The organism is Shewanella sp. DAU305, assembly GCF_026802235.1.
GTDB classification, from domain to species: domain Bacteria; phylum Pseudomonadota; class Gammaproteobacteria; order Enterobacterales; family Shewanellaceae; genus Shewanella; species Shewanella baltica.
Window position 1 is genome coordinate 4137510 of the sequence record NZ_CP113808.1, and the last position, 21375, is coordinate 4158884.

At 47.0% G+C, this 21375-nt stretch carries 17 protein-coding genes; 12 read left to right on the forward strand and 5 right to left on the reverse strand.

Annotated features, from left to right (window positions below):
- Position 1: 1 nt before the first annotated feature.
- The gene (locus tag OX890_RS17555) at positions 2-895 is read left to right on the forward strand and encodes a U32 family peptidase (protein ID WP_268649644.1); all 894 of its coding nucleotides are present in this window, start codon (positions 2-4) and stop codon (positions 893-895) included.
- Here the strand turns inward: OX890_RS17555 and OX890_RS17560 are convergent.
- On the reverse strand, positions 892-1629 hold the full coding sequence (locus OX890_RS17560; protein WP_268649645.1) for a hypothetical protein: 738 nt from the start codon (positions 1627-1629) through the stop codon (positions 892-894). The two genes, OX890_RS17555 and OX890_RS17560, sit on opposite strands and share 4 nt — an antisense overlap.
- Positions 1630-2323: 694 nt before the next feature.
- Here OX890_RS17560 and OX890_RS17565 point away from each other — a divergent pair.
- The gene (locus tag OX890_RS17565; RefSeq protein WP_220777995.1) at positions 2324-3682 is read left to right on the forward strand and encodes a YjiH family protein; all 1359 of its coding nucleotides are present in this window, start codon (positions 2324-2326) and stop codon (positions 3680-3682) included.
- A gap of 562 nt (positions 3683-4244) precedes the next feature.
- On the opposite strand, the gene OX890_RS17570 is transcribed toward OX890_RS17565, so the two are convergent.
- Complete coding sequence (locus OX890_RS17570; RefSeq protein WP_011845975.1) at positions 4245-4625, reverse strand: DUF2511 domain-containing protein; 381 nt, start codon at positions 4623-4625, stop codon at positions 4245-4247.
- A 601-nt stretch (positions 4626-5226) separates the two neighbouring features.
- On the opposite strand from OX890_RS17570, the gene OX890_RS17575 reads away from it, so the two are divergent.
- The 4 genes from OX890_RS17575 to OX890_RS17590 all read left to right on the forward strand — a co-directional run bounded on the left by OX890_RS17575 (position 5227) and on the right by OX890_RS17590 (position 9156).
- Entirely contained in the window at positions 5227-5424 is a 198-nt protein-coding gene (locus OX890_RS17575; protein WP_242325968.1) for a hypothetical protein, read from the forward strand.
- A 154-nt stretch (positions 5425-5578) separates the two neighbouring features.
- Positions 5579-6703, forward strand: a complete 1125-nt coding sequence (locus tag OX890_RS17580) for a UDP-2,3-diacylglucosamine diphosphatase (protein WP_268649646.1) — start codon at positions 5579-5581, stop codon at positions 6701-6703.
- Positions 6704-6707: 4 nt separating this feature from the next.
- Positions 6708-8609, forward strand: a complete 1902-nt coding sequence (locus OX890_RS17585; RefSeq protein ID WP_268649647.1) for a lysophospholipid acyltransferase family protein — start codon at positions 6708-6710, stop codon at positions 8607-8609.
- 115 nt (positions 8610-8724) lie between these two features.
- Positions 8725-9156 carry a CBS domain-containing protein gene (locus OX890_RS17590; protein ID WP_268649648.1) on the forward strand — a complete coding sequence of 144 codons (432 nt, stop codon included), beginning with the start codon at positions 8725-8727 and terminating at the stop codon, positions 9154-9156.
- Positions 9157-9218: 62 nt separating this feature from the next.
- Here OX890_RS17590 and OX890_RS17595 read toward each other — a convergent pair whose 3' ends face one another.
- A complete protein-coding gene (locus OX890_RS17595; protein WP_012089865.1) occupies positions 9219-10571 on the reverse strand; it encodes an NCS2 family permease in 1353 nt (450 codons plus the stop codon).
- Between the two features lie 525 nt (positions 10572-11096).
- Between OX890_RS17595 and torE the strand changes: the two genes are divergently transcribed.
- The 4 genes from torE (at position 11097) to torD (ending at position 15720) form a co-directional block, all read left to right on the forward strand.
- Positions 11097-11273 (forward strand): trimethylamine N-oxide reductase system protein TorE, encoded by a 177-nt coding sequence (gene torE, locus OX890_RS17600; RefSeq protein WP_006082688.1) that lies wholly within the window; start codon positions 11097-11099, stop codon positions 11271-11273.
- Between the two features lie 43 nt (positions 11274-11316).
- A complete protein-coding gene (gene torC, locus OX890_RS17605) occupies positions 11317-12495 on the forward strand; it encodes a pentaheme c-type cytochrome TorC (RefSeq protein WP_006086919.1) in 1179 nt (392 codons plus the stop codon).
- Positions 12496-12510: 15 nt separating this feature from the next.
- Entirely contained in the window at positions 12511-15000 is a 2490-nt protein-coding gene (gene torA, locus OX890_RS17610; RefSeq protein WP_268649649.1) for a trimethylamine-N-oxide reductase TorA, read from the forward strand.
- A 90-nt stretch (positions 15001-15090) separates the two neighbouring features.
- Positions 15091-15720, forward strand: coding sequence for a molecular chaperone TorD (gene torD, locus OX890_RS17615; protein ID WP_268649650.1), 630 nt, complete (start codon positions 15091-15093; stop codon positions 15718-15720).
- Between the two features lie 77 nt (positions 15721-15797).
- Here torD and torS read toward each other — a convergent pair whose 3' ends face one another.
- A complete protein-coding gene (gene torS / locus OX890_RS17620) occupies positions 15798-18893 on the reverse strand; it encodes a TMAO reductase system sensor histidine kinase/response regulator TorS (RefSeq protein WP_268649651.1) in 3096 nt (1031 codons plus the stop codon).
- A gap of 61 nt (positions 18894-18954) precedes the next feature.
- Between torS and torT the strand changes: the two genes are divergently transcribed.
- Positions 18955-20031 carry a TMAO reductase system periplasmic protein TorT gene (gene torT / locus OX890_RS17625; RefSeq protein ID WP_442800910.1) on the forward strand — a complete coding sequence of 359 codons (1077 nt, stop codon included), beginning with the start codon at positions 18955-18957 and terminating at the stop codon, positions 20029-20031.
- Here the strand turns inward: torT and torR are convergent.
- On the reverse strand, positions 20028-20738 hold the full coding sequence (gene torR, locus OX890_RS17630) for a two-component system response regulator TorR (protein ID WP_012587046.1): 711 nt from the start codon (positions 20736-20738) through the stop codon (positions 20028-20030). The two genes, torT and torR, sit on opposite strands and share 4 nt — an antisense overlap.
- A gap of 199 nt (positions 20739-20937) precedes the next feature.
- Here torR and OX890_RS17635 point away from each other — a divergent pair, with 199 nt between their 5' ends.
- Positions 20938-21309, forward strand: a complete 372-nt coding sequence (locus OX890_RS17635) for a PilZ domain-containing protein (RefSeq protein ID WP_006086924.1) — start codon at positions 20938-20940, stop codon at positions 21307-21309.
- The last annotated feature ends 66 nt before the right edge of the window (positions 21310-21375 follow it).

Consider the following 21375-nt stretch of genomic DNA (forward strand, 5'->3'; position numbering starts at 1 on the left):
AATGCATATTTCCCTAGGCCCGCTGTTGTATTGCTGGCAAAAACAACAGGTCACAGATTTTTATCAGCAAGTCGCCGCCAGTCAAATTCCCTTAGTGTATTTAGGCGAGGCCGTTTGCAGCCGCAGACGCGAACTCAAGTGGGGCGATTATCTCGAACTGGCACAGATGCTTAAGCAGGCGGGTAAAGAAGTGGTGATTTCAACGCTGGCGTTAATCGAAGCGCCATCGGAATATACTGAGCTGAAACGCCAGGTCAATAACGGCGAATTTATGGTTGAAGCGAACGATATGGCGGCAGTCTATCTCGCCAACGAGCACAAGCTGCCCTTCGTCTGCGGCGCGAGTATCAATAACTACAATCGCGCCAGTTTAGACATTTTGCAGCGATTTGGGATGCAAAGGTTTGTGATGCCAGTGGAGCTATCAAAGGCTTGGCTTAGCCAAGTGATCCAACAAAAGCCGCCATTTGAAGTAGAGGTCCTCGGCCACGGCTATTTGCCCCTCGCCCATTCGGCGCGCTGCTTTACCGCTAGGCACAAACAGCTCACCAAAGATCATTGTGAAACTGTGTGCCGTGAATACAGCAAAGGGCTACTCGCGCAAACCCAAGAGCAGCAGCCTTTACTCAGGCTCAATGGGATCCAAACCCAATCCGCTAGCTGTTTAGATTTACGCAGTGAAATAGCAACCATGGTAAAGATGGGCGTGGATGTGTTTCGGGTATCACCCAGTAGCTTTGACTGCATCACCATAGCCAATAGCTTGGTCGATGCGATTAACACGTCTGAAAATGCTCAAAACGTTGCTATTGGCAGCGATGCGAACCTAGAGACAACCCAGTGTAACGGCTATTGGTTTGGAGAAGCGGGCCTTGCTATGCATGCGACTCCCTAGCCTAACTCTTGATCTGTGCATGACTCTTGGCTGGTTCGATCTTGGTTGGAGTGTAACTGACTGAAAAGCAGCACAGTGGTCCAGCACAATAGACTCCCCAGCCCTATCCATTCCAGTAGGGCTGGCCACCACAAACTAGGACGCGGCAGCTGCAATACCATCTCCTGATAAAACGGCCTATCGCCTTCGGTCAAACCTAAATCCAATTGCGGCGCATACAGAAACGTCATCATGCTGCACAGCACAATGAGGGCTAATAACCCAGTCCAACGGCCAAAATAAGACTTGCCGAGACAGACCCAGGCTAAGTAGAAAATTGCACTTAAGCTTCCCAGATAGAAAAACCATTTCAACCCTAAAACGTGCAAGTGATACACGTTCACCGGAAATAATCCCACGCTCGCTAAGGCTAAAAAAGTGCACGCCAAACTAATAAAGAAAGGATATCCCCAAAAAGACATCACCTGCTGTAGCGAAGACAAACAATAAAACACAAGACTTAAGCTGCCAAAAAACAATCCCCCGTTAAGGATCACAGCAAAAGACGAGTGACCATAAATCCCCAATTCGCTAAGGGTATGATTTAAAAAATTAAAGCGATGGGACTCGACATCATCGAATCCTAAAACAGTCATCACAATACCGATTAGAAGCCCAAAGATCCCCAGAAAACCAAACTTAATGGCCAATGTCGAGCCGCCTTTAATCTTAATCTTCTCTACTTTTGTCGTCATGAATACTTGAGTTGGATAGGAATGATACTAACTTACATGGAAATGAGAAGATTTAAAGCGGCGGGTATCCGCTTTATGAATAATATTTTTACTTTCATCGTTATTAGCGACTATTTAGTCAACACCTAAAGCATCAGGATGCTGAGGTAGATCACTCATCTCACTGAGCAGATTTAACTGCTTGTCGCATAAAAATGTGCCCAGTAGCAAAATAGACTGAGCATCACAGTGGTAGCCGTAAAGCCTTGCTGCCCACGCCATGTAGAAAGTGTTATCACGATAGCCCGCTTAAATCGCACAAAAAACCAACTAATAGGGCTGTAAGGCTAAAGTTACTGATGTTTTTTCGTGCAGAAACAACATCTCAATCGTTTTAACTACAACACCACACAAAGAATTAACCCACCAGAAACAATAATACTTAACACAATGTTTATAATGAGTTTTTACTTGTACCCACCCGAAAGCATCGACCTAATATCACCGACAACTTAAGTAAAATAACTATGCTGTTTTGCTGCTTATATCAAACTAACTAGCGAATCGTTTTACATAGACAAGCTAAGCGAGTAATCTTCCCCATTCTCGTTTTTGAGTTGAATTTAAATGCACCTTAATTGGCGTCAACAGCGTGTTACGTGCGGCTATTAATTCAAATTTACCATGTACGACTCGTACTTTAAGGTGTACAAAATTGGCTACTGAAAATAAAAATCGAAACATTAAGACGATACTCACCTTTATCGTCCCTTCACTGATCGGTCTGTTGTTATTTATGACCCCTATCAGTTACAACGATGCGATCACTATTCCTATCGCGATTATCTCTAAAGCACTGCAAGGCGCATTGAGCGGCGTGTTAACCCTTATAGTAACCATAATTATCGTGGTTACGGCGCTGGCCTCTTCGCTGTCAAAAGCATTTAAGCCTAAGTTTGTGGCCCAGAATCACTTCCTTAATGCCTTATTAAATGTCAGTCCATTATGGTTGGTCACACGGATCATAGGTGCAGTGTTTGTCGTACTGACCTATTTAGGCTTAGGCCCAGAGGCTATTAACTCCACAAGCACTGGTGCATTAGTCTTAAATGACTTACTGCCCGTATTGTTCTCTGTTTTTATCTTTGCGGGTATGTTGTTGCCGCTGTTACTGAACTTCGGTCTGCTCGAACTGTTTGGCACACTATTAACCAAAATCATGCGCCCCGTGTTCAATCTACCGGGTCGCAGTGCAATTGATTGTATGGCCTCATGGTTAGGTGATGGCAGTGTGGGAATTTTGCTGACCAGCAAACAATACGAAGCCCGTTTTTATACCCAAAGAGAAGCGGCGGTTATCGGCACAACCTTCTCGGCGGTATCGATTACCTTCAGCCTAGTCGTGATCTCGCAAGTTAAGTTAGAGCACATGTTTGTGCCCTTCTATTTGACTGTGTGTCTCGCCGGTTTTGCCGCCGCTGTGATTGTGCCTAAGCTGCCACCGCTATCGTGGAAGAAAGACAACTACATAGACGATACCCCACGCACGCCAGATGATGAGTTGATCCCTGCGGATCGCAATGCTTTCTCTTGGGGTTTTGATAAAGCCTTAGAAAAAGCTGCCAGTGCTGGTGGTATCAAAGGCGTATTGAATGAAGGCGTTAAAAACGTTGTCGATATGGTGTTTGGCATTCTCCCTGTCGTCATGGCCATTGGTACTTTGGCGCTGATTATTGCCGAGCACACGCCGATCTTTAATTATCTGGGTATGCCGTTTATTCCATTACTCGAATTACTGCATATTCCTGAAGCGACTGAAGCCTCTAAAACAATTGTGGTGGGTTTTGCGGATATGTTTATTCCGTCGATTCTGGCCAGTTCGATTGAATCGGATATGACCCGCTTTGTAATTGCAGCACTATCTGTGACTCAATTGATCTACATGAGTGAAGTGGGTGCATTACTTATCGGCAGTAAAATCCCCGTCAATTTTGTTGAACTCTTCATGGTATTTATTCTACGTACCTTAGTGACTCTGCCTGTTATCGCGGGTGTAGCGCATTTATTGTTCTAACATTACGCTAGTTTGGGCCTAACGTAGGTTTTAATGTAAGTCCAACAAGCGTTCCAAAAAAGGGGAGTCAGATTAACTGACTCCCCTTTTTGCACTAACTCATACACGAACTGGCTGATTTGATTATATAGCGTAACTTAATCGTACAATCTCCACTCGACACCACACAACTCACTTTTGGACAGAAGTACTTTAAGAATTTCTGGATAGACAGCTGAAGGATCAAACTTGGTCATTTAATTCTTTAAGTGCTGGCTTATGATGAGCCATGGCATTCGCTCACCGACACGCAGTAAGTCCGTCCTTGGATGCTCGACCGCCCCGTCCATGGGGCGGACGGTCGTCTCGCTAATCACCATGGCTCACCTTTCTAGCATTGGCGTAGTCAGTAAGTTTTAAAGAAATAAACAGCACGTTTTTGGACAAAAGCGTGTTAGATTCCCAACTCTAATTTTTGAGTTTCGGATTAAAATTTCTATAAATTAACGCCGTGCGCATGCGCACGAACTTGTGAGCGCCGCAGGCCCCGAGTGCCGCACCTTGTTAGGACGGGCAAATTTCATTACTTACATAATTTAAGGCCGCTATCCAAAACTGGACTAATACTAATTTTGGTTGGCGATCCCATTGATTTTATAACTTCATCAACAGCAGTATTTTCTGCCTTAGCAATTTCGGCTGCCATTTCAAAAAATGCGGGGTCATCTTTCCAGATTGCATTAATTTCAGAGTAACCTTGAGTTTTAGCCACACCATTTACAGCATATGTTTTTCCATTAGAATGAAAAATAACAGCATTATTTTTGCATTCTACATGCCCTGATGAAACGGTTAATGGCCACTTTTCTCCATATTGCTCTTTCGTTAATTCCAGTCCTGGCTTAGAGCAACCGGAAAGAAATAGAACAAGGCTTACGGAGAAAACATTTAAAAGCTTAAGCATGATATTTCCTTATATAGTCCTAACGTCTTAGTATTTATGCGCTGCGCTGTTTGCAGGGCATAAATCGCTTGTTGGACTTGGCCGCTGCCACATCCGTGTCAATTGGTATAAATGATGCTATAGGAATTTGCTTTTTTGCGGTAGCGGTTTTTTATACAGTTTGATGGGTAATCACTTGATATCGTTTTAGCTTTCTCGTTCTTTCACGCTTATTTTTTTGCTGATGAATCGCTATCTAACGACTCAAAACTCCAAGGAATACACCTCCCTTCGGAGTTGCCGCAGGGCGAATAGACAAATGGCGTGAGTCTCGCCATGGATGGCGAGCTAGCTTTCGCAGGTGCAGGGATGCATCCTTCGGAAGCGATAGCAAATTTGTCAATGAGCACAAGGGGCTTTCAACTCCGTTAGGGGCGTCATGGAGCATCCAAGGAGGATAGGACGAGCAGTCCTCCTTGGTCGGGTGTGGGGTGAAGCCCCACGACTTTGATTTTGATTTTGATTTTGATTTTGATTTTAATTAACGCATTCAAACTACAAAAAAGATGGGGTACATCACTTCTAAGTCGAACCATCAACTTTTATATAGGCAAAGCTTTACTTGACCTATTCCCCTTTTGAACTGCAAAACCCACTTTGGGGCAATAGCTTTTTAGCTAAACGAACAGCAGAAGTGTTAATTAAGATTGGCATTGTTGCAACTGTGACCGTTGGCGGCATGGATGCCGTCGTCGAGCCCTCAGGGACGAGTTTATGGCGAGTCACAGGGGAAACAATGACAATTCATGCTGCAAACTAACTGTCGGTTCTAATTGCATCCTGATGTGAATCTTGACAGGTTCAGTCTAGGCTAATCCACCTTTTGTCATCTGCATGTCATCTAAACTTCATCATTCAGTCAAAGCCCCTCACTAAGCTCATATTCGTTAACAGCCTAATGGGGTGAATACGAGATGACAGGATTTAATTTCAAGGAATTTGAAACAACAGTGCAGGGACAGATAAATGACCCCAGCCTTTCACCTCCTATCTTTAACCGCTCGACGCAATCACCTACATCAGTTCCGACATTTGCACCAACACCCTCAAATCGATTCAATTCAGCTTCTTTTACCCCATCCGCATTAACTTCAGACCAGACGGCATCACCCCATACACCAAGCATCACAGTTAACGCCCTCTGGCTATCGGATATCCATTTAGGCTGTAAAGATTGCAAGGCCGACTACCTGCTAAGTTTGCTTGAAACTGTGCGTTGTCAGCACTTGTATCTGGTCGGTGACATAGTCGATTTATGGGCGCTGAAACGTAAGCTGCATTGGCCTGATAGCCACAATAAGGTGCTACAAAAATTCATTGAACTGGCACAAAACGGCACCCAAGTGATTTATCTGCCGGGCAACCACGACGAGCTGATCAAACCCTATGCCGAACTAAGCCTGTGGAATATCAAAATTGCCCGCCAACATATTCACCACGGAATTGGCGGCCATAAATTGTTGATGCTCCACGGGGATCAGTTTGATGCCGATGTGTGTGTCGGTCGCTTCTACGCCATATTGGGCGACCATTTATATGACTTATTGCTGTTCCTTAATCGCAATCTCCACAGCCTTCGGGAACGCTTAGGTTATCCCTATTGGTCACTGGCAAGTTACATCAAATCCAAAGTGGGTAAGGCTCAAGCCGCTATCGGACATTATCGCCAAGCGGTGCTCAACTATGCCCAGCATTTCGATGTTGACGGCGTGATCTGCGGCCATATCCATCAGCCAGAACTCTCAACTCACCCCAGAGCAGCACAATACTGCACGCCCCAAAGTACGCCTGAGCAGCGGCAGATCATCTACGCCAACGACGGTGACTGGGTTGAAAACTGCAGCTTAATCACAGAAACCCTTAACGGTGAATTACAGCTGTGTCGCTGGAATGAACAGACACTCAATCTCGATATTCTCAGCAGCATAGCGTTAGTGCAACAGCCACCTGAGACGCACAAAAACAAACAACAAAAAACGGCAGCGCAGCAAATGCCAAACACAAATACCGGCGAAACTCGCCCAAGGGATGTTGCCTAACACTATGAATCAAATAAATAACATTACTCATCAATCAGATAACGCTATGGAACACAATGACCAGACGCTAAACAGCAACCTTAACCATAATAACCATGCCGTGCAGCCACCAGCGCTTAAGGCGAAGAGCATGATTTTTACCGTTGATAATATGGTTGAACAAAATCTGCCTTCTATCAACGACAAACCTTGGCTCGCTAAACCCGCCAAGGCCATGCTGCGTTACCTGCTCAATGAAAAACAATGCAATGATATCGCCAATCAATATGCCTATTTACAGGGTGTGGACTTTGTCGAGCAAGTGCTGGCGAGTTTTGACTTTAGCTTTACCGTGCCCGCCAATGAGATAGCAAACATTCCCTGCGAAGGCCGAGTGGTGATCTTCGCCAACCATCCCATAGGTTCGCTCGATGGCTTAGCGCTGATCAAACTGATCAGTGAAATTCGCCCTGATATCAAAGTCGTCGCCAACGAACTCTTGATGGCGCTGGAACCGCTGCACTCAATCTTACTGCCTGTGCGTAATATGACGGGCGGCACACCGAAACAGCATTTAGAAAAAATCCACCAGCACCTGCGTAACGAAGGCGCTGTGCTGATTTTCCCGTCGGGCGAAGTTTCGCGCCTTCGCCCTAACGGCGTGCGTGATACCCAATGGCACTCAGGCTTTTTAAAGATGGCGATTTCCTGTAATGCCCCCTTACTGCCGATATTTTTAGATGCCAAAAACTCTGCGACCTTCTACGGCGCATCTATGATTTACAAGCCACTTGCCACACTGCTGTTGGTGAAGGAAATGTTCAAACAGGCCAAACGCAATATGCCGATCCGCATTGGCGAGCTTATTCCCAATGAAGCCGTGCGGTCGATGGACTTTCCACTCAAGACCAAGATAAAACTGCTTAAAAATCACTTGTATCGTATCGGCAAAGATAAAGATCCGCTGTTTATCACCCAAAGTGCTATCGCCCACCCTGAATCGCGCCGCGAACTGCAAGCGGCGCTGCAGCAATGCGAACTGCTAGGGGAAACGCAAGATAACAAGTTGATTTATCTATACCAGCACCACGACAGCAATCCCATCATGCGGGAAATTGGTCGCCTGAGGGAAATCGCCTTTCGCGCCGTGGGTGAGGGGTCGGGCAAACGCCGCGATATCGACAAATACGATTCCTACTACCAGCACTTAGTGCTGTGGGATAAAGAGCAATTTGAAATTGTCGGTGCCTACCGTTTTGCCAGTGGCGACAAAATCTTAGAAAAATACGGCGAAAACGCCCTCTACAGCCAATCGCTGTTTCAATACGCCGACAGCTTTATGCCCTTCGTGAAGCAAGGCTTAGAACTTGGCCGTAGTTTTGTGCAGCCTAAATATTGGGGCAAACGCAGCTTAGATTATCTGTGGTTTGGCATAGGCGCTTATCTCGCCAAACACCCTGAATACCGCTACCTATTTGGCCCAGTGTCCATCAGCAATCAATTGCCCGGTAGCGCCAGAGAAATGCTCGTACACTTTTACTCGCGGGAATTTGCGCCTGCGCAGCAGATGGCGGTTTCCATGTCGCCCTTTGGTTTATCCAAATCCCAAAAAGCCAAGTTAGATGATTTATATTTCTCCGAGGATTATCAGAGTAACTTCAAGCAACTCAAACAAGTGCTCGCGAGTATGGGCGCCGCCGTGCCGACTCTTTATAAGCAATATGGTGAGCTGTGTAAGGCTGATGGGGTTAAGTTTCTCGCCTTTGGTATCGACGCCGACTTTGGCGATTGTATCGATGGCTTAGTGCTGGTGGACACCCACAAACTGAAAGGCAAAAAGTATCAACGCTACATAGGCGCGCACTTGCCCGAATCGGAGCGGATGCCAATCACAGCGGATGATGAGCCAGAGGTTCAAGATCTTTGAGTTAAAACTTTGTAATGGGTGTTGGCTAAACATGCACCACTCTGTTATAAGTAACTGTAATGCAGCGCATTAACAGAGTGCATCCTAGGATGCGCAAGCTTATCAGGGGATCATCATGCCGATCATTATCGCCGATATTATGAGTACCCGAGTCGTCACGGTTGAAATGGACGACCGATTAACTGTGGCGAAGGAAATCTTCGACCAAGCGAGCTTTCATCACTTGTTGGTCGTCGATGAGTATCAACTTGAAGGCGTGTTATCGGAGCGGGATCTGCTGCGTGCCATTAGCCCCAACTTGGGCAGTAGCGCCGAAACCGCAAGAGATTTAGAAACCCTGCAAAAACGTGTGCATCAAGTGATGACCCGTAATCCGGTTACCGTTGCGCCCCACATCAATTTAGACACGGCAACGCGTATTTTGTTAGACAATGATATAGGCTGCTTGCCGGTGTTAGAATACGGTAAATTGGTTGGAATTGTCACTTGGAAAGACTTACTGCGGGCCTATTGTGAATACCGGGCACAAAATCAAAGCGAGTGCTAATCCTAAGACTGCACTCGCTTCTGTTTACAATAACTCAGTTAAAATCACTCAGTTTGCCTAACTTAAATCGCCCAACCACCCATATAAAACACCACTAAACCTAAGGTAATGGCGAGCACGCCTACTTTCAGTTTGCGCCATTCGCCGCTACAAATACGGCCAACAACTAGGGTCACAAAGCCCAGCATAATACCTGTGACGATATTACAACTTAAGATGATAAACACAGCGCAGGTTAAGCCTGCCATGGCATCGACTTTATCGTCAAAATCAAGTTTTGCTACGTTACTCAGCATCAACAAACCCACGTACATCAAAGCAGGTGCTGTCGCATAGGCTGGCACTAAGTAGCTTAATGGCGCTAAAAACATCATCAATAAAAACAGTACGCCAACGATCGTCGCAGTTAAACCTGTCTTACCGCCCGCCGCAGTACCCGCCGCCGACTCGATATACACAGCCGCAGGTGCGCCGCCCACTAAACCCGCTACCATGCTGCTGACCGAGTCTGAGGTTAAGGCTCTGCCGCCGCCGACAATATTGTCGTCTTTATCGAGCAAATTCGCTTGGCCAGCCACAGCACGGATAGTGCCGGTCGCATCGAAAATTGCCGTCATCACTAACGCTAATACGATAGGCAATACCACAGGATTAAAGGCGCCCATGATATCAAGCTGACCAATCAGTGAATGCTCTGAGGTTAAATCAGGCAAGGCAAACAAACCTTGGTATTTCACGCTCGGATCGAACACTAAACCAAATACCGATAACGCGATAATCACCAACAGAATACCGCCAGGTACACCGCGGCGCTCTAAACCGATAGTTGCCGCTAAACCTAGAATAGTCGCGATAACAGGTAAGCTGTTAATGTCGCCCAACTTCACCGGCAAGCCTGCGCTATTGGCCACAATCAATTGCACGCTGTTAGTCGCAATCAATAGTAAAAACAAGCCGATACCTATGCCAGTACCGTGGGCAATGCCCTTAGGTAAATTAGCCAGCACCCACTGACGAACACCGGTCACACTCACAAGCGTGAAGGTCACGCCCATTAGGAAAATCGCGCCTAAGGTAACCGGAATCGACATGCCCTGACCGAGCACTAAGCTAAAGGCCGTAAAGGCGGTGAGCGAAATCGCGCAGCCAATCGCCATAGGTAAGTTTGCCCATAAACCCATGAGCAAAGAACCAAATGATGCAATTAAACAGGTAGCGATAAACACGGCGCCAGGATCAAATCCCGCTTGGCCTAACATGTTTGGCACCACAATCACCGAGTAGACCATAGCGAGGAAAGTTGTTAATCCCGCAATCACTTCTTGGCGAACTGTGCTGCCACGTTGTTGAATAGAAAAATAACGGTCCAGAAACGAACCAGAGGGTACGGCTGTTGAACTCAATTGCTCAGACATAATGTTGTTATACCTTGTGATCTCTTAAAATGGGGTCGGTACCAATTACCCTAAAACGCAATTGGCGACGCTGGCTGCGGCAGATTAGAGCCCCAAATCCATCAGACTTGGGTGAGAGATCCACATCATTTTCCTACTGTGGGAAAAATCCATGATCTGCAAGCAGTGATGCTTCGCGATGATTAAAAAGCCATTAATCATGTAGACGCAGCCGTTGTTGGCCGCGGATGATACTGGAATCTCCCAAAGATAGCTAAGACATCGCCTGCACTTCGATAAAAAATTAGCGGCAAAAGCCGAAATCAGTTGTTCAAAAAACCGCCCAAACCTAGGCAATAACTGCCCATTGAACTCACATTAATCACCACCGAAGTCTGCCAGAGCAGCGCTAAGCTTACGCCCTTAAAAAGTTTTCATAATCTTTCATATATTGTCAAACCCCATTCATCACAGCAAGCAAGTCCATTCATATCTCCCCTCTATAGTGCTCCTATCAAAAATCGCTTTCGATCGGAGTCGACCCCAATGACAAAGCCAAACATACAAACACCTACATCAGAGAAATCCACGCGCAAAAATGAATTAAAAGCGCTCGGGTTCATCATCTTTTTACTCTTCCCCGCGCTCACTATCGCAGGGATCAGTATTTACGGCTTCATCATTTGGATGATCCAAGCCTTCGGCGGCGTTGTCGGCCACTAATTTACATCTATTTAACATATAGTTACTTTTTGAGGACGCGATTATGAAGTGGTTAACCAACCTCTGGCGCACACTGAACAAACCCACCAAAGCGCTGACCTTAGGCGCCGTCAGCATCAGCGCTTTTATCATGGGTATCATCTTCTGGGGCGGATTTAACACTGCACTCGAAGCCACCAATACCGAAGCTTTTTGTATTAGCTGCCACAGTATGGAAAGCAAACCCTACCAAGAGCTGCAGGAAACTGTGCATTGGTCGAATCACTCTGGCGTTCGTGCCACCTGCCCCGATTGCCACGTGCCCCATAATTGGAGCCGTAAAATCGCCCGTAAGATGGAAGCCTCCCACGACGTCTGGGGCTGGTTATTTAACACAGTCAACACCCCTGAAAAATTCGAAGCCAAACGCTTAGAAATGGCTAGCCGTGAATGGAAACGTTTCGACCGCGACAACTCCTTAGCCTGCAAAAACTGCCACAACTACAACTCGATGAAATGGGAAGCCATGTCACCGCTGGCACAAAAACAGATGAAACGCGCCGCAGAAATCGACCAAAGCTGTATCGATTGCCATAAAGGTATTGCTCACCATTTACCGGAAATGGGCACTGCCCGCGCACCAGAACTGATTGCAGAAGTCGGATCGGGTGTTAGCTCAGTTGAAACGAATCAAACTTACTATAGCGCCCTGACTAAACCCTTATTCTTCACTGATAAAGGCGATGTGGAAGCAGGCACACTCAACGTAGCAACGAAAGTCAAAGTGCTCGAAACCCAAGGCAAACGCATCAAGATCGGCATCGATGGCTGGCGTAAAAAGATTGGTGCTGGCCGCGTGATCTACATGGACTTTGGCGTGAACATTCTGTCGGCACAGTTAACCAAAGACGCAGCCGAAACCGAAGGTGTTATCCAAACCTTTGAAGAAAAAGAAGATCCTATGACAGGCCTTAAATGGCAGCGTATCGAAGCACAAATCTGGACCGATAAGGATTATCTGCTGACCGAGCTGCAACCACTTTGGGGTTATGCCCGCGATACCTTCCGCTCCAGCTGCAGTGTTTGCCATACCCAACCCGACGAGGCGCACTTTGACGCCAATACTTGGCCGGGAATGTTCCAAGGCATGTTGGCCTTCGTGAATATGGACCAAGACACCCAAGCGCTAGTGCAGAAATATCTGCAGGAACATTCGTCAACTTTTGTGAAAAAAGAGCACTAATTCGGGAGTAATACCATGAACAGAAGAGACTTTTTAAAGGGTATCGCCTCATCCTCTTTCGTTGTCTTAGGTGGCAGCTCAGTGTTAGCGCCCTTAAATGCCTTAGCCAAAGCGGGCATCAATGAAGACGAATGGCTAACTACAGGTTCACACTTCGGCGCCTTTAAAATGAAGCGCAAAAACGGCGTCATTGCCGAAGTGAAACCCTTCGACTTAGATAAGTATCCAACGGATATGATTAACGGCATCCGCGGCATGGTCTACAATCCATCCCGTGTACGTTACCCTATGGTTCGATTAGATTTTTTACTCAAAGGTCATAGGAGTAATACCCATCAACGGGGTGATTTCCGCTTTGTTCGCGTAACGTGGGACAAGGCATTAACACTGTTTAAGCATTCATTAGATGAAGTCCAAACCCAATACGGTCCATCAGGTCTGCATGCGGGTCAAACCGGTTGGCGCGCCACGGGTCAACTGCATTCCAGCACGAGTCATATGCAACGTGCGGTGGGGATGCACGGCAACTATGTGAAGAAAATCGGCGACTACTCCACAGGTGCAGGCCAAACGATTCTGCCCTATGTGTTAGGTTCAACCGAAGTGTATGCCCAAGGCACTTCATGGCCGCTGATCTTAGAACACAGCGACACTATCGTGCTCTGGTCGAACGATCCTTACAAGAACCTGCAAGTGGGTTGGAATGCGGAAACCCATGAATCTTTTGCCTATCTTGCGCAGTTAAAAGAGAAAGTGAAGCAAGGCAAGATCCGCGTTATCAGTATCGACCCTGTGGTGACTAAGACCCAAGCCTATTTGGGCTGTGAGCAACTCTACGTTAACCCACAGACAGACGTGACTTTAATGCTGGCGATCGCCCACGAGATGATCAGCAAAAAGCTCTACGACGATAAATTTATCCAAGGCTACAGCCTAGGCTTTGAAGAGTTTGTGCCCTATGTGATGGGCACTAAAGATGGCGTCGCCAAAACCCCAGAATGGGCCGCGCCTATCTGTGGTGTTGAAGCCCATGTTATCCGCGATTTAGCCAAAACCTTAGTCAAGGGTCGCACTCAGTTCATGATGGGTTGGTGCATCCAGCGCCAGCAACACGGCGAACAACCCTATTGGATGGCGGCGGTACTGGCGACCATGATCGGCCAAATCGGGCTACCCGGTGGTGGCATCAGTTATGGTCACCACTACTCGAGTATCGGCGTGCCTTCATCGGGTGCCGCGGCGCCAGGTGCTTTCCCCCGTAACTTGGACGAAAATCAAAAGCCACTCTTTGATAGCTCAGACTTCAAGGGCGCGAGCAGCACGATTCCCGTTGCCCGCTGGATTGATGCGATTCTCGAACCCGGCAAAACCATTGATGCTAACGGCTCGAAAGTAGTTTACCCCGACATCAAGATGATGATTTTCTCGGGTAATAATCCTTGGAACCATCACCAAGACAGAAACCGTATGAAGCAAGCCTTCCATAAGCTTGAGTGTGTGGTCACTGTCGATGTGAACTGGACGGCAACTTGCCGCTTCTCGGATATCGTACTGCCCGCTTGTACTACCTATGAGCGCAACGATATCGACGTTTACGGCGCCTATGCTAACCGCGGTATTTTAGCCATGCAAAAGATGGTTGAGCCACTGTTTGATAGCTTGTCGGATTTTGAAATTTTCACTCGCTTTGCCGCGCTGCTCGGCAAAGAGAAAGAATACACCCGTAACATGGGCGAAATGGAGTGGTTAGAAACCCTCTATAACGAATGTAAAGACGCCAACGCGGGCAAGTTTGAGATGCCTGACTTTGCGACTTTCTGGAAACAAGGTTATGTGCATTTTGGTGACGGTGAAGTCTGGACGCGCCATGCAGACTTTAGAAACGATCCTGAAATCAATCCACTAGGCACGCCTTCAGGTTTAATTGAAATCTTTAGCCGTAAGATTGATCAATTCGGTTACGATGACTGTAAAGGTCACCCTACGTGGATGGAAAAAACCGAGCGTAGTCATGGTGGTCCTGGCTCTGACAAGCATCCGATTTGGTTGCAGTCATGCCATCCAGACAAACGTTTACACTCGCAAATGTGTGAGTCGCGAGAATACCGCGAGACTTACGCAGTCAATGGCCGTGAGCCTGTGTATATCAGCCCTGTCGACGCAAAAGCACGTGGCATCAAAGATGGCGATATAGTGCGAGTCTTTAACGACCGTGGCCAACTGTTGGCAGGTGCTGTGGTATCGGACAACTTCCCTAAAGGGATTGTGCGAATTCACGAAGGCGCGTGGTATGGGCCTGTGGGCAAAGATGGCAGCGTTGAAGGGGGAGCAGAAGTCGGCGCCCTGTGTAGTTATGGCGATCCTAACACTCTCACTTTAGACATAGGCACCTCTAAACTTGCCCAAGCTTGCTCAGCCTATACTTGCTTAGTCGAGTTTGAAAAATACCAAGGCAAAGTACCTAAGGTCAGCTCCTTCGATGGCCCGATCGAAGTCGAAATCTAACCTTAAAACCGAAACGCTGGATGCGCCGAACGCGGCGCGTCTCAGCATCCAATCTTAGCGCCAAAACTAGGGCGTGTTGAGGAATATACAATGAGTCAAGTCGATATCAACCACGCCAGAGCCTTGGTTTATCAGCTGTTATCATCACTGTTCGCCCGCGAAGTTGACGAGCAAAGACTTAAAGAACTCACCAGCGAAGCGGCGCAGCAATTCTGGGAACAGCTTAGCCTAGAGGCTAATTTCACTCAGTCAGTGGATAAAATTCGCAGCACGCTCAATGGGATAAAAGATGATGAAGCGTTACTCGAACTCGCGGCGGATTACTGCGGTTTATTTCTCGTTGGCACCAAACACAGCGCTTCACCCTATGCTAGCCTGTATTTGAGTGGCGAAGATGAACCTCTGCTATTTGGTCAACAACATCAACAGATGAGTGAGTTTTTACACCAGAGCAAACTACAAGTGCAGAGTCATTTCCCTGAGCCCGCCGACCATTTGGCCGTAATGCTCGCCTATATGGCGCACTTATGTTGTCACAGTGAAGACAGTGTCCAATTAAGCTTTTTGCAAACCTGCATCGACTCCTGGTTAGCAAAATTTATTGACCAACTCACTCAATGCGACAAAAACGGTTTTTATAGTGCCGTTGCCACACTCACCTTAGCGTGGGTTAAGCAAGATATCGCACAGTTTGAAACCGCTGAGGCGGTGATTAGCTAAACATTCTAGAGCGACTTATCTTTAGGCTAACGCTACCCAATAGGTTGATGAGCAGGTGGGTTGATGAGCCGGCAAGTTCAGTCGTTTTGTGCAGCTAACCATTGGCTCAAGGCGGCAATGGATGCCTGCCGACAAGACTCAAGCCGCTGAAATTCACTGTGCTCCAATGCTTTATCGGCACTGGCTTTATTTACACTGTCTTTATTTGCACTGGCTTTTAACGTCAGTTCTAACTCCTTACATAATTTAGCTAACGCTATCAGTCCCATACTGGCACTGCTGCCCTTAAGCGCGTGTAGCAACTTGGCGACATCTTCCTTAGGGTTATTAGCTACCGACAGCTTGGCAAGCTGCTCACGACTCGAATCGCTAAAAAGGTCAAACATAGACATCATAGCTTCGCTGCCGAGTACATCCTTATCCTGCGCTAACTGCTTGAGGTCTAATAATGGCTCATCATCGACATCCGCGATTGTCGCTCCAATCTTAGCTACCGTTGCGACTTGAAGCGGCGCAGATAACTGGTCATTAACGGTCGATGATGAAATGGATGCAGACAAGGGAGAAACCGCAACGCCAAGCCATTCTGTAAGGGTTTGTAGACTCAGAGGCTTAGCCAAAACAGTATCGAATCCCGCCTCGCGATAATGCTGTAAATCTTCGCTCTGCATTTGGGCGGTAAAGGCGGCAAACTTCACATTAGGATTGGCGATCAACTTTTTTAGCTGCGGCAATAAATCGATTCCAGAACCATCACTGAGCTGAATATCCAGCATCACAGCATCGAAAACCAAGCCGTTAGACTCAACAAATTCAAGCGCCTGCTGGCAACTGACAGCAAGCACTGACTTGTGACCTAAGTGCGCTAAAAATCCCTGCGCCACCATAGCATTCACTTTATTGTCTTCTACCACCAGCACTTGGCGAGTAGGCACTAATACCCTCTCTGTTACCGCTTTGACATAGGTCATATCGCATTCATTAAAGGCCAGTTCAAAACCAAACTCACTGCCTTTTCCTGGCTGGCTTTTAACCCAAATCCCGCGGCCGCTAGCATCCATTAACTCAACCAATTGCTTACAAATGGCGAGCCCTAAACCCGTGCCGCGACTGCGACCTTGATTAGGTAAAGCACTGTAGGGCATAAACAATTTATCGAGTGCCGCAGGCACAATACCAACGCCCGTGTCCTGCACGACGAAGGACAATTGGGTGCCTTGCAGACTAACAGTTAGCGTCACGCAGCCCTCTTGCGTAAATTTAATGCCATTGCCGATTAGGTTGAACAATACTTGGCGCAACTTAGGCCCATCGATATTGATGCAGCTTGGTAACTTAGGCTTGTTCATTTTGAGGCTGAGCCCAGCTAAATTTGCACCCGCAACCATGATCGCCAGCACTTCATCGAGCAAGCTATTGATATCGGTTGGCCTTGGCTCGTGGCTGAGTTTCCCTTGTTCAAGGCGCGAAAAATCCAAAATATCGTTCAACACGGTTTGTAATAAAGTGCCGCTATATTGCGATAGCGCTAACATTTGCTGCTGCGCTGGCGGTAAGTTACTGTGACCGAGCAAGGTTAATGTGCCGAGTAAACCGTTGAGAGGTGTGCGAATTTCGTGGCTCATGGTCGCAAGGAATTGGGATTTTGCCTGACTCGCCTCTTCGGCTATTTGCCTTGCTTTAGCATGGCCCTTGGCTTCGGCATCGAGGCGATTATTGGTATCGGCTAACTCTTGCGTGCGGGCAGCAACCGTTTGCTCCAACGCCTTTTTATGCTCGGTCAACTCATCTGCCACCTGACGTAAATCAGCCTGTAATTTAAGATTATGGGCAGTTTTACGCTTGAAGGCTTCGATAGCATTTGCCATCGCAGTCAGTTCATCATCACCGTGGGCCTCTAAACTCACGTTCGTGTCACCTAAGCTCAAGCGGGACATAGCCTCGGTCGCCTGATTTAACCTAAGGGCGATACCGCGATAAATCACTCGATAGATCACAAAGCCAATCACCACAAACATCAAGGCACCTGTGCCCCAAAGCCCAAGCCTAGCAAGGGACAATTGGTGTAGATAATCACTACGTGCTAATTCAGCTTGTTGTTGCTGTTGATTTAGGGCTCTATCCACCAGCGTATTGAGTCCATAGAGCTTTTCGGCTAACTCTTGCTGCTGACGCTGTTGCTGCTGCAGTGTTTGGCTTAATTCCCGTTGTAACTTAATGATTTGTGGTGTGTGCGCTAACACTGCTAATTCGGTTTTTAACGCCTGCAAACGCCCCGGATCGCGAATTATCTCGGGCACATTATCGAGTGCCATCAAATCGATATTGATGTCACTCGAAGCAAGCGCTGAATCCGTCTTATGGGCAAGCGCCCTGTCCATTGCCGTCGCCATCTCAGGCTCAGGAAGCGAAAAACTCGGGGAAGGATTCGTGCTTTCAAACGTCGCCAGCAAATTCGGCACACTTAATTGCAATTCTGACTGCAATTCGGAGGATTCAAATAACTGACTTAACAAGGCAATTTGATGAACTAACTTAAGGGCACGATTGAGCTGCTCTTGAATATCAAGTTCGCCCTCAATCACATCGTCGAGTAATCGGCCGCTGCGCTTCGCGCCTGCCATATCAGGATAGGCCTGACTCAACTTCGCCAAGATGGCAGAATTCACGACGGCGAGCTCAGATTGAAGTAATTCGGAGGCATGTCCTGCTGCAATGGACAATTCATGGGCCTTCAGCTGCAGTTCATCGCCCATGGTCAAACGCCGACCCACACTTTTGCCAAGTGAAGTTAATTGGCTGATGATTTGTTCGGCCAGCTGATTCAGATTTTGGCCTTCGTTAACATCCAATATAGTTAAGGTTTTGATGCCATTAAACATATTGACACTTTCAAGGCTCAGTTTACGACCAATAAACTCCCGTTGTCGTTCATCTTCTACCCGCCCTAACTGCTGCACACCATCGGACAAGGCATTAGAAGCTTGCACTAGCTGCCTTGCCGCTTGGGATGCGGGGAGCGACTCTTCGTACAAGTAACTGTCGGCCTGTTTTAACCAATGCAGACTTAAGCTGCCTAAGCTAACAAGCAGCATCAACAATACGCCTAACACACTGAAGGCGAGCATTAATCGACCGGTTAAACTGGTTCGCGATAAAGATAAAGGAGCCACACATCTTCCTTAAACTGTTACAATGCCACCCAAGATTATGCTTAGCGGATAATACGGGATGATGCGAAAATATTGGCAACGATGGTTCACACTCGCCACATTTGGCCTCGTGTTTTCAGGCTATGCGACAAGTGACCCCCTCACTTGGCCATTAGAGCAGCGCACGCCATTCAATGTCAAAATCCAGCAATCCCAAACATTAAACTACTTACCGCTGACAAAAGCTCAACAGCCTTGGCGGATTTGCGCCCTAGTGCCACACCTCAAAGATGCCTACTGGATTGGCATTGATTATGGACTGATCCAACATGCGAAAACCCTTGGCGTCTCACTCGATCTCTTCGAAGCTGGCAGTTATTACCATATAGATAAGCAACTGGCTCAGCTCCAAAGCTGTATGCAAGGCGACTATGATGCCATCTTACTGGGCTCAGTCAGCCCTGATTTACTTGCCCAATTTACCGCGCCACTGACTAAACCCGTGCTAGCCCTAGTCAATAAACTTAATAGCGACCGAGTCCAAACCCATATTGGCGTCAACTGGTATCAAATGGGACTACTGGCGGGTAACTTCATCAAAGCCGATGCAACATCACAACATCCGCAACAAACGGCAAATTTGGCACTCCTAGCCGGACCGGAAAATCTAGGTGGCACTGATTTAGTTGAGCAAGGTATACGTCAGGCGCTTGAAGGGAGCCAAGTCAAGATTAGTGCCATTCAGCACGCCGATAATAATCGCAATTTGTATCGTGACCAGTTGCAGATGCTACTTAAAGCTCAGCAGCCGGATTATATTCTCGGCAGCGCAGTGGCGATTGAGGCCGCCATTAGTACTTTGAAACAAAAGGGATTAAGTAACAGAGTCAAGCTAGTAAGCAGTTACTTGTCCCCCGCCATTTTACGTGGGCTAAAACGGGAAAAAGTCATCTACAGCAATGATGATTTAGTCGTGTTACAGGGGAAACTAGCAATTGATGTCACAGTGAAACAACTTGAAGGCGCTAAGGCATTTGGCGATATAGGCCCAGCAATCATCAAGCGAACATCATCCTCTAACACTTTGTCCCAATTAGATTTAAGCCTAGCGGAAGCCGACTTTTACCCTCTGTACCAAGTACGACCTAACTCGCATTAATCGTCCACTTTAGCGGCAAATAAATAGCCTTCACCATGAATAGTGACAAACAATTCAGTGTCGAGTTTATTGCGAAGACGGCGAATGATCACATCGATCGTTCTGTCATTAACATCCAGATTACGGTGGCTGGTTTGCTGCATTAAACGCTCGCGGGATAAGACTTGCTGCGGATGCAGGGCAAATGCGGCCAGTAACTCGAATTCCGCTTTGGTGAGTTTGATCAACGCATCGCCATGGCGTAATTTGCGACTGTTAAGTTCGAGTTGATAACCTTCGAAACTGATCACATCGTCCGGTTGAGATAATTCTTCGGCGACCGCCAACTCAGCTTGCTTCACAAGGGAAATCCGCCACAGAAGGTTTTTTACCCTAACCAGCAACTCCCTCAGTTCGAAAGGTTTAGTCACATAATCATCGGCGCCCATTTCGAGACCAACGATTTTGTCGATAGATTCATCCCGCCCAGACACCAGAATGATGCCCACATGGGAGCGACTGCGCAGCTCACGGGTCAGGCTCAAACCATCGACACCGGGCAAATTGATATCTAGCATGATCAAATCGATATGTTGGCGATTAAATTCGTACCACATTTGCTCGCCATCGGCAGCTTCAACGACGCGATAACCTTCCTTTTCAAAATATCCCTTCAATCGCGCACGAATAACCGCTTCATCATCGACAACGAGCACACTATAAGTCATTTTCAATTTCTCTTATTTTACTTACGTGAATTATTCATACTTTTTCATATTTGCATATGCGTGAAAGGTTAAATATGCGATCTCGGTAGCTTTATTGAACAAAAAATTGCTCTGCTTTTACAGTCACATCAATATGACATATGCTTAGGGACACTGATGGGACTACACTTAGCTGACTATGAAAGAAAAAGGATTGGGTATGGACGAAAGGCGCAAGTTTTCGCGGATTCTATTTGCCACGAATGCACATCTACAACAAGGTGTTGCACAGTGGGAGACGACCATTCTCGATTTGAGTCTAAATGGCGCTTTGGTCGAAGAGCCGCAAAATTTTATCCACTCGGGTGATGCTATTACCCTCAGTTTTATCTTGCCCGAATCTGATATTGAGATCCGTATGGAAACTGAGTTGGTCCATCAAAAAAATGCCCAATTAGGCTTGAAGTGTAACTTCATCGACGTCGACAGCATCAGCCATCTAAAACGTATGGTGGAGCTTAACTTAGGTGATGCTTCCTTGCTGAATCGCGAACTTATGTTGTTTATCGAAAAACACAATATCGCAGATTAAGACACTCGCTCACAAACACAAACAGCGCCTAATGGCGCTGTTTTGCTTGCTGACATTAATCTCACT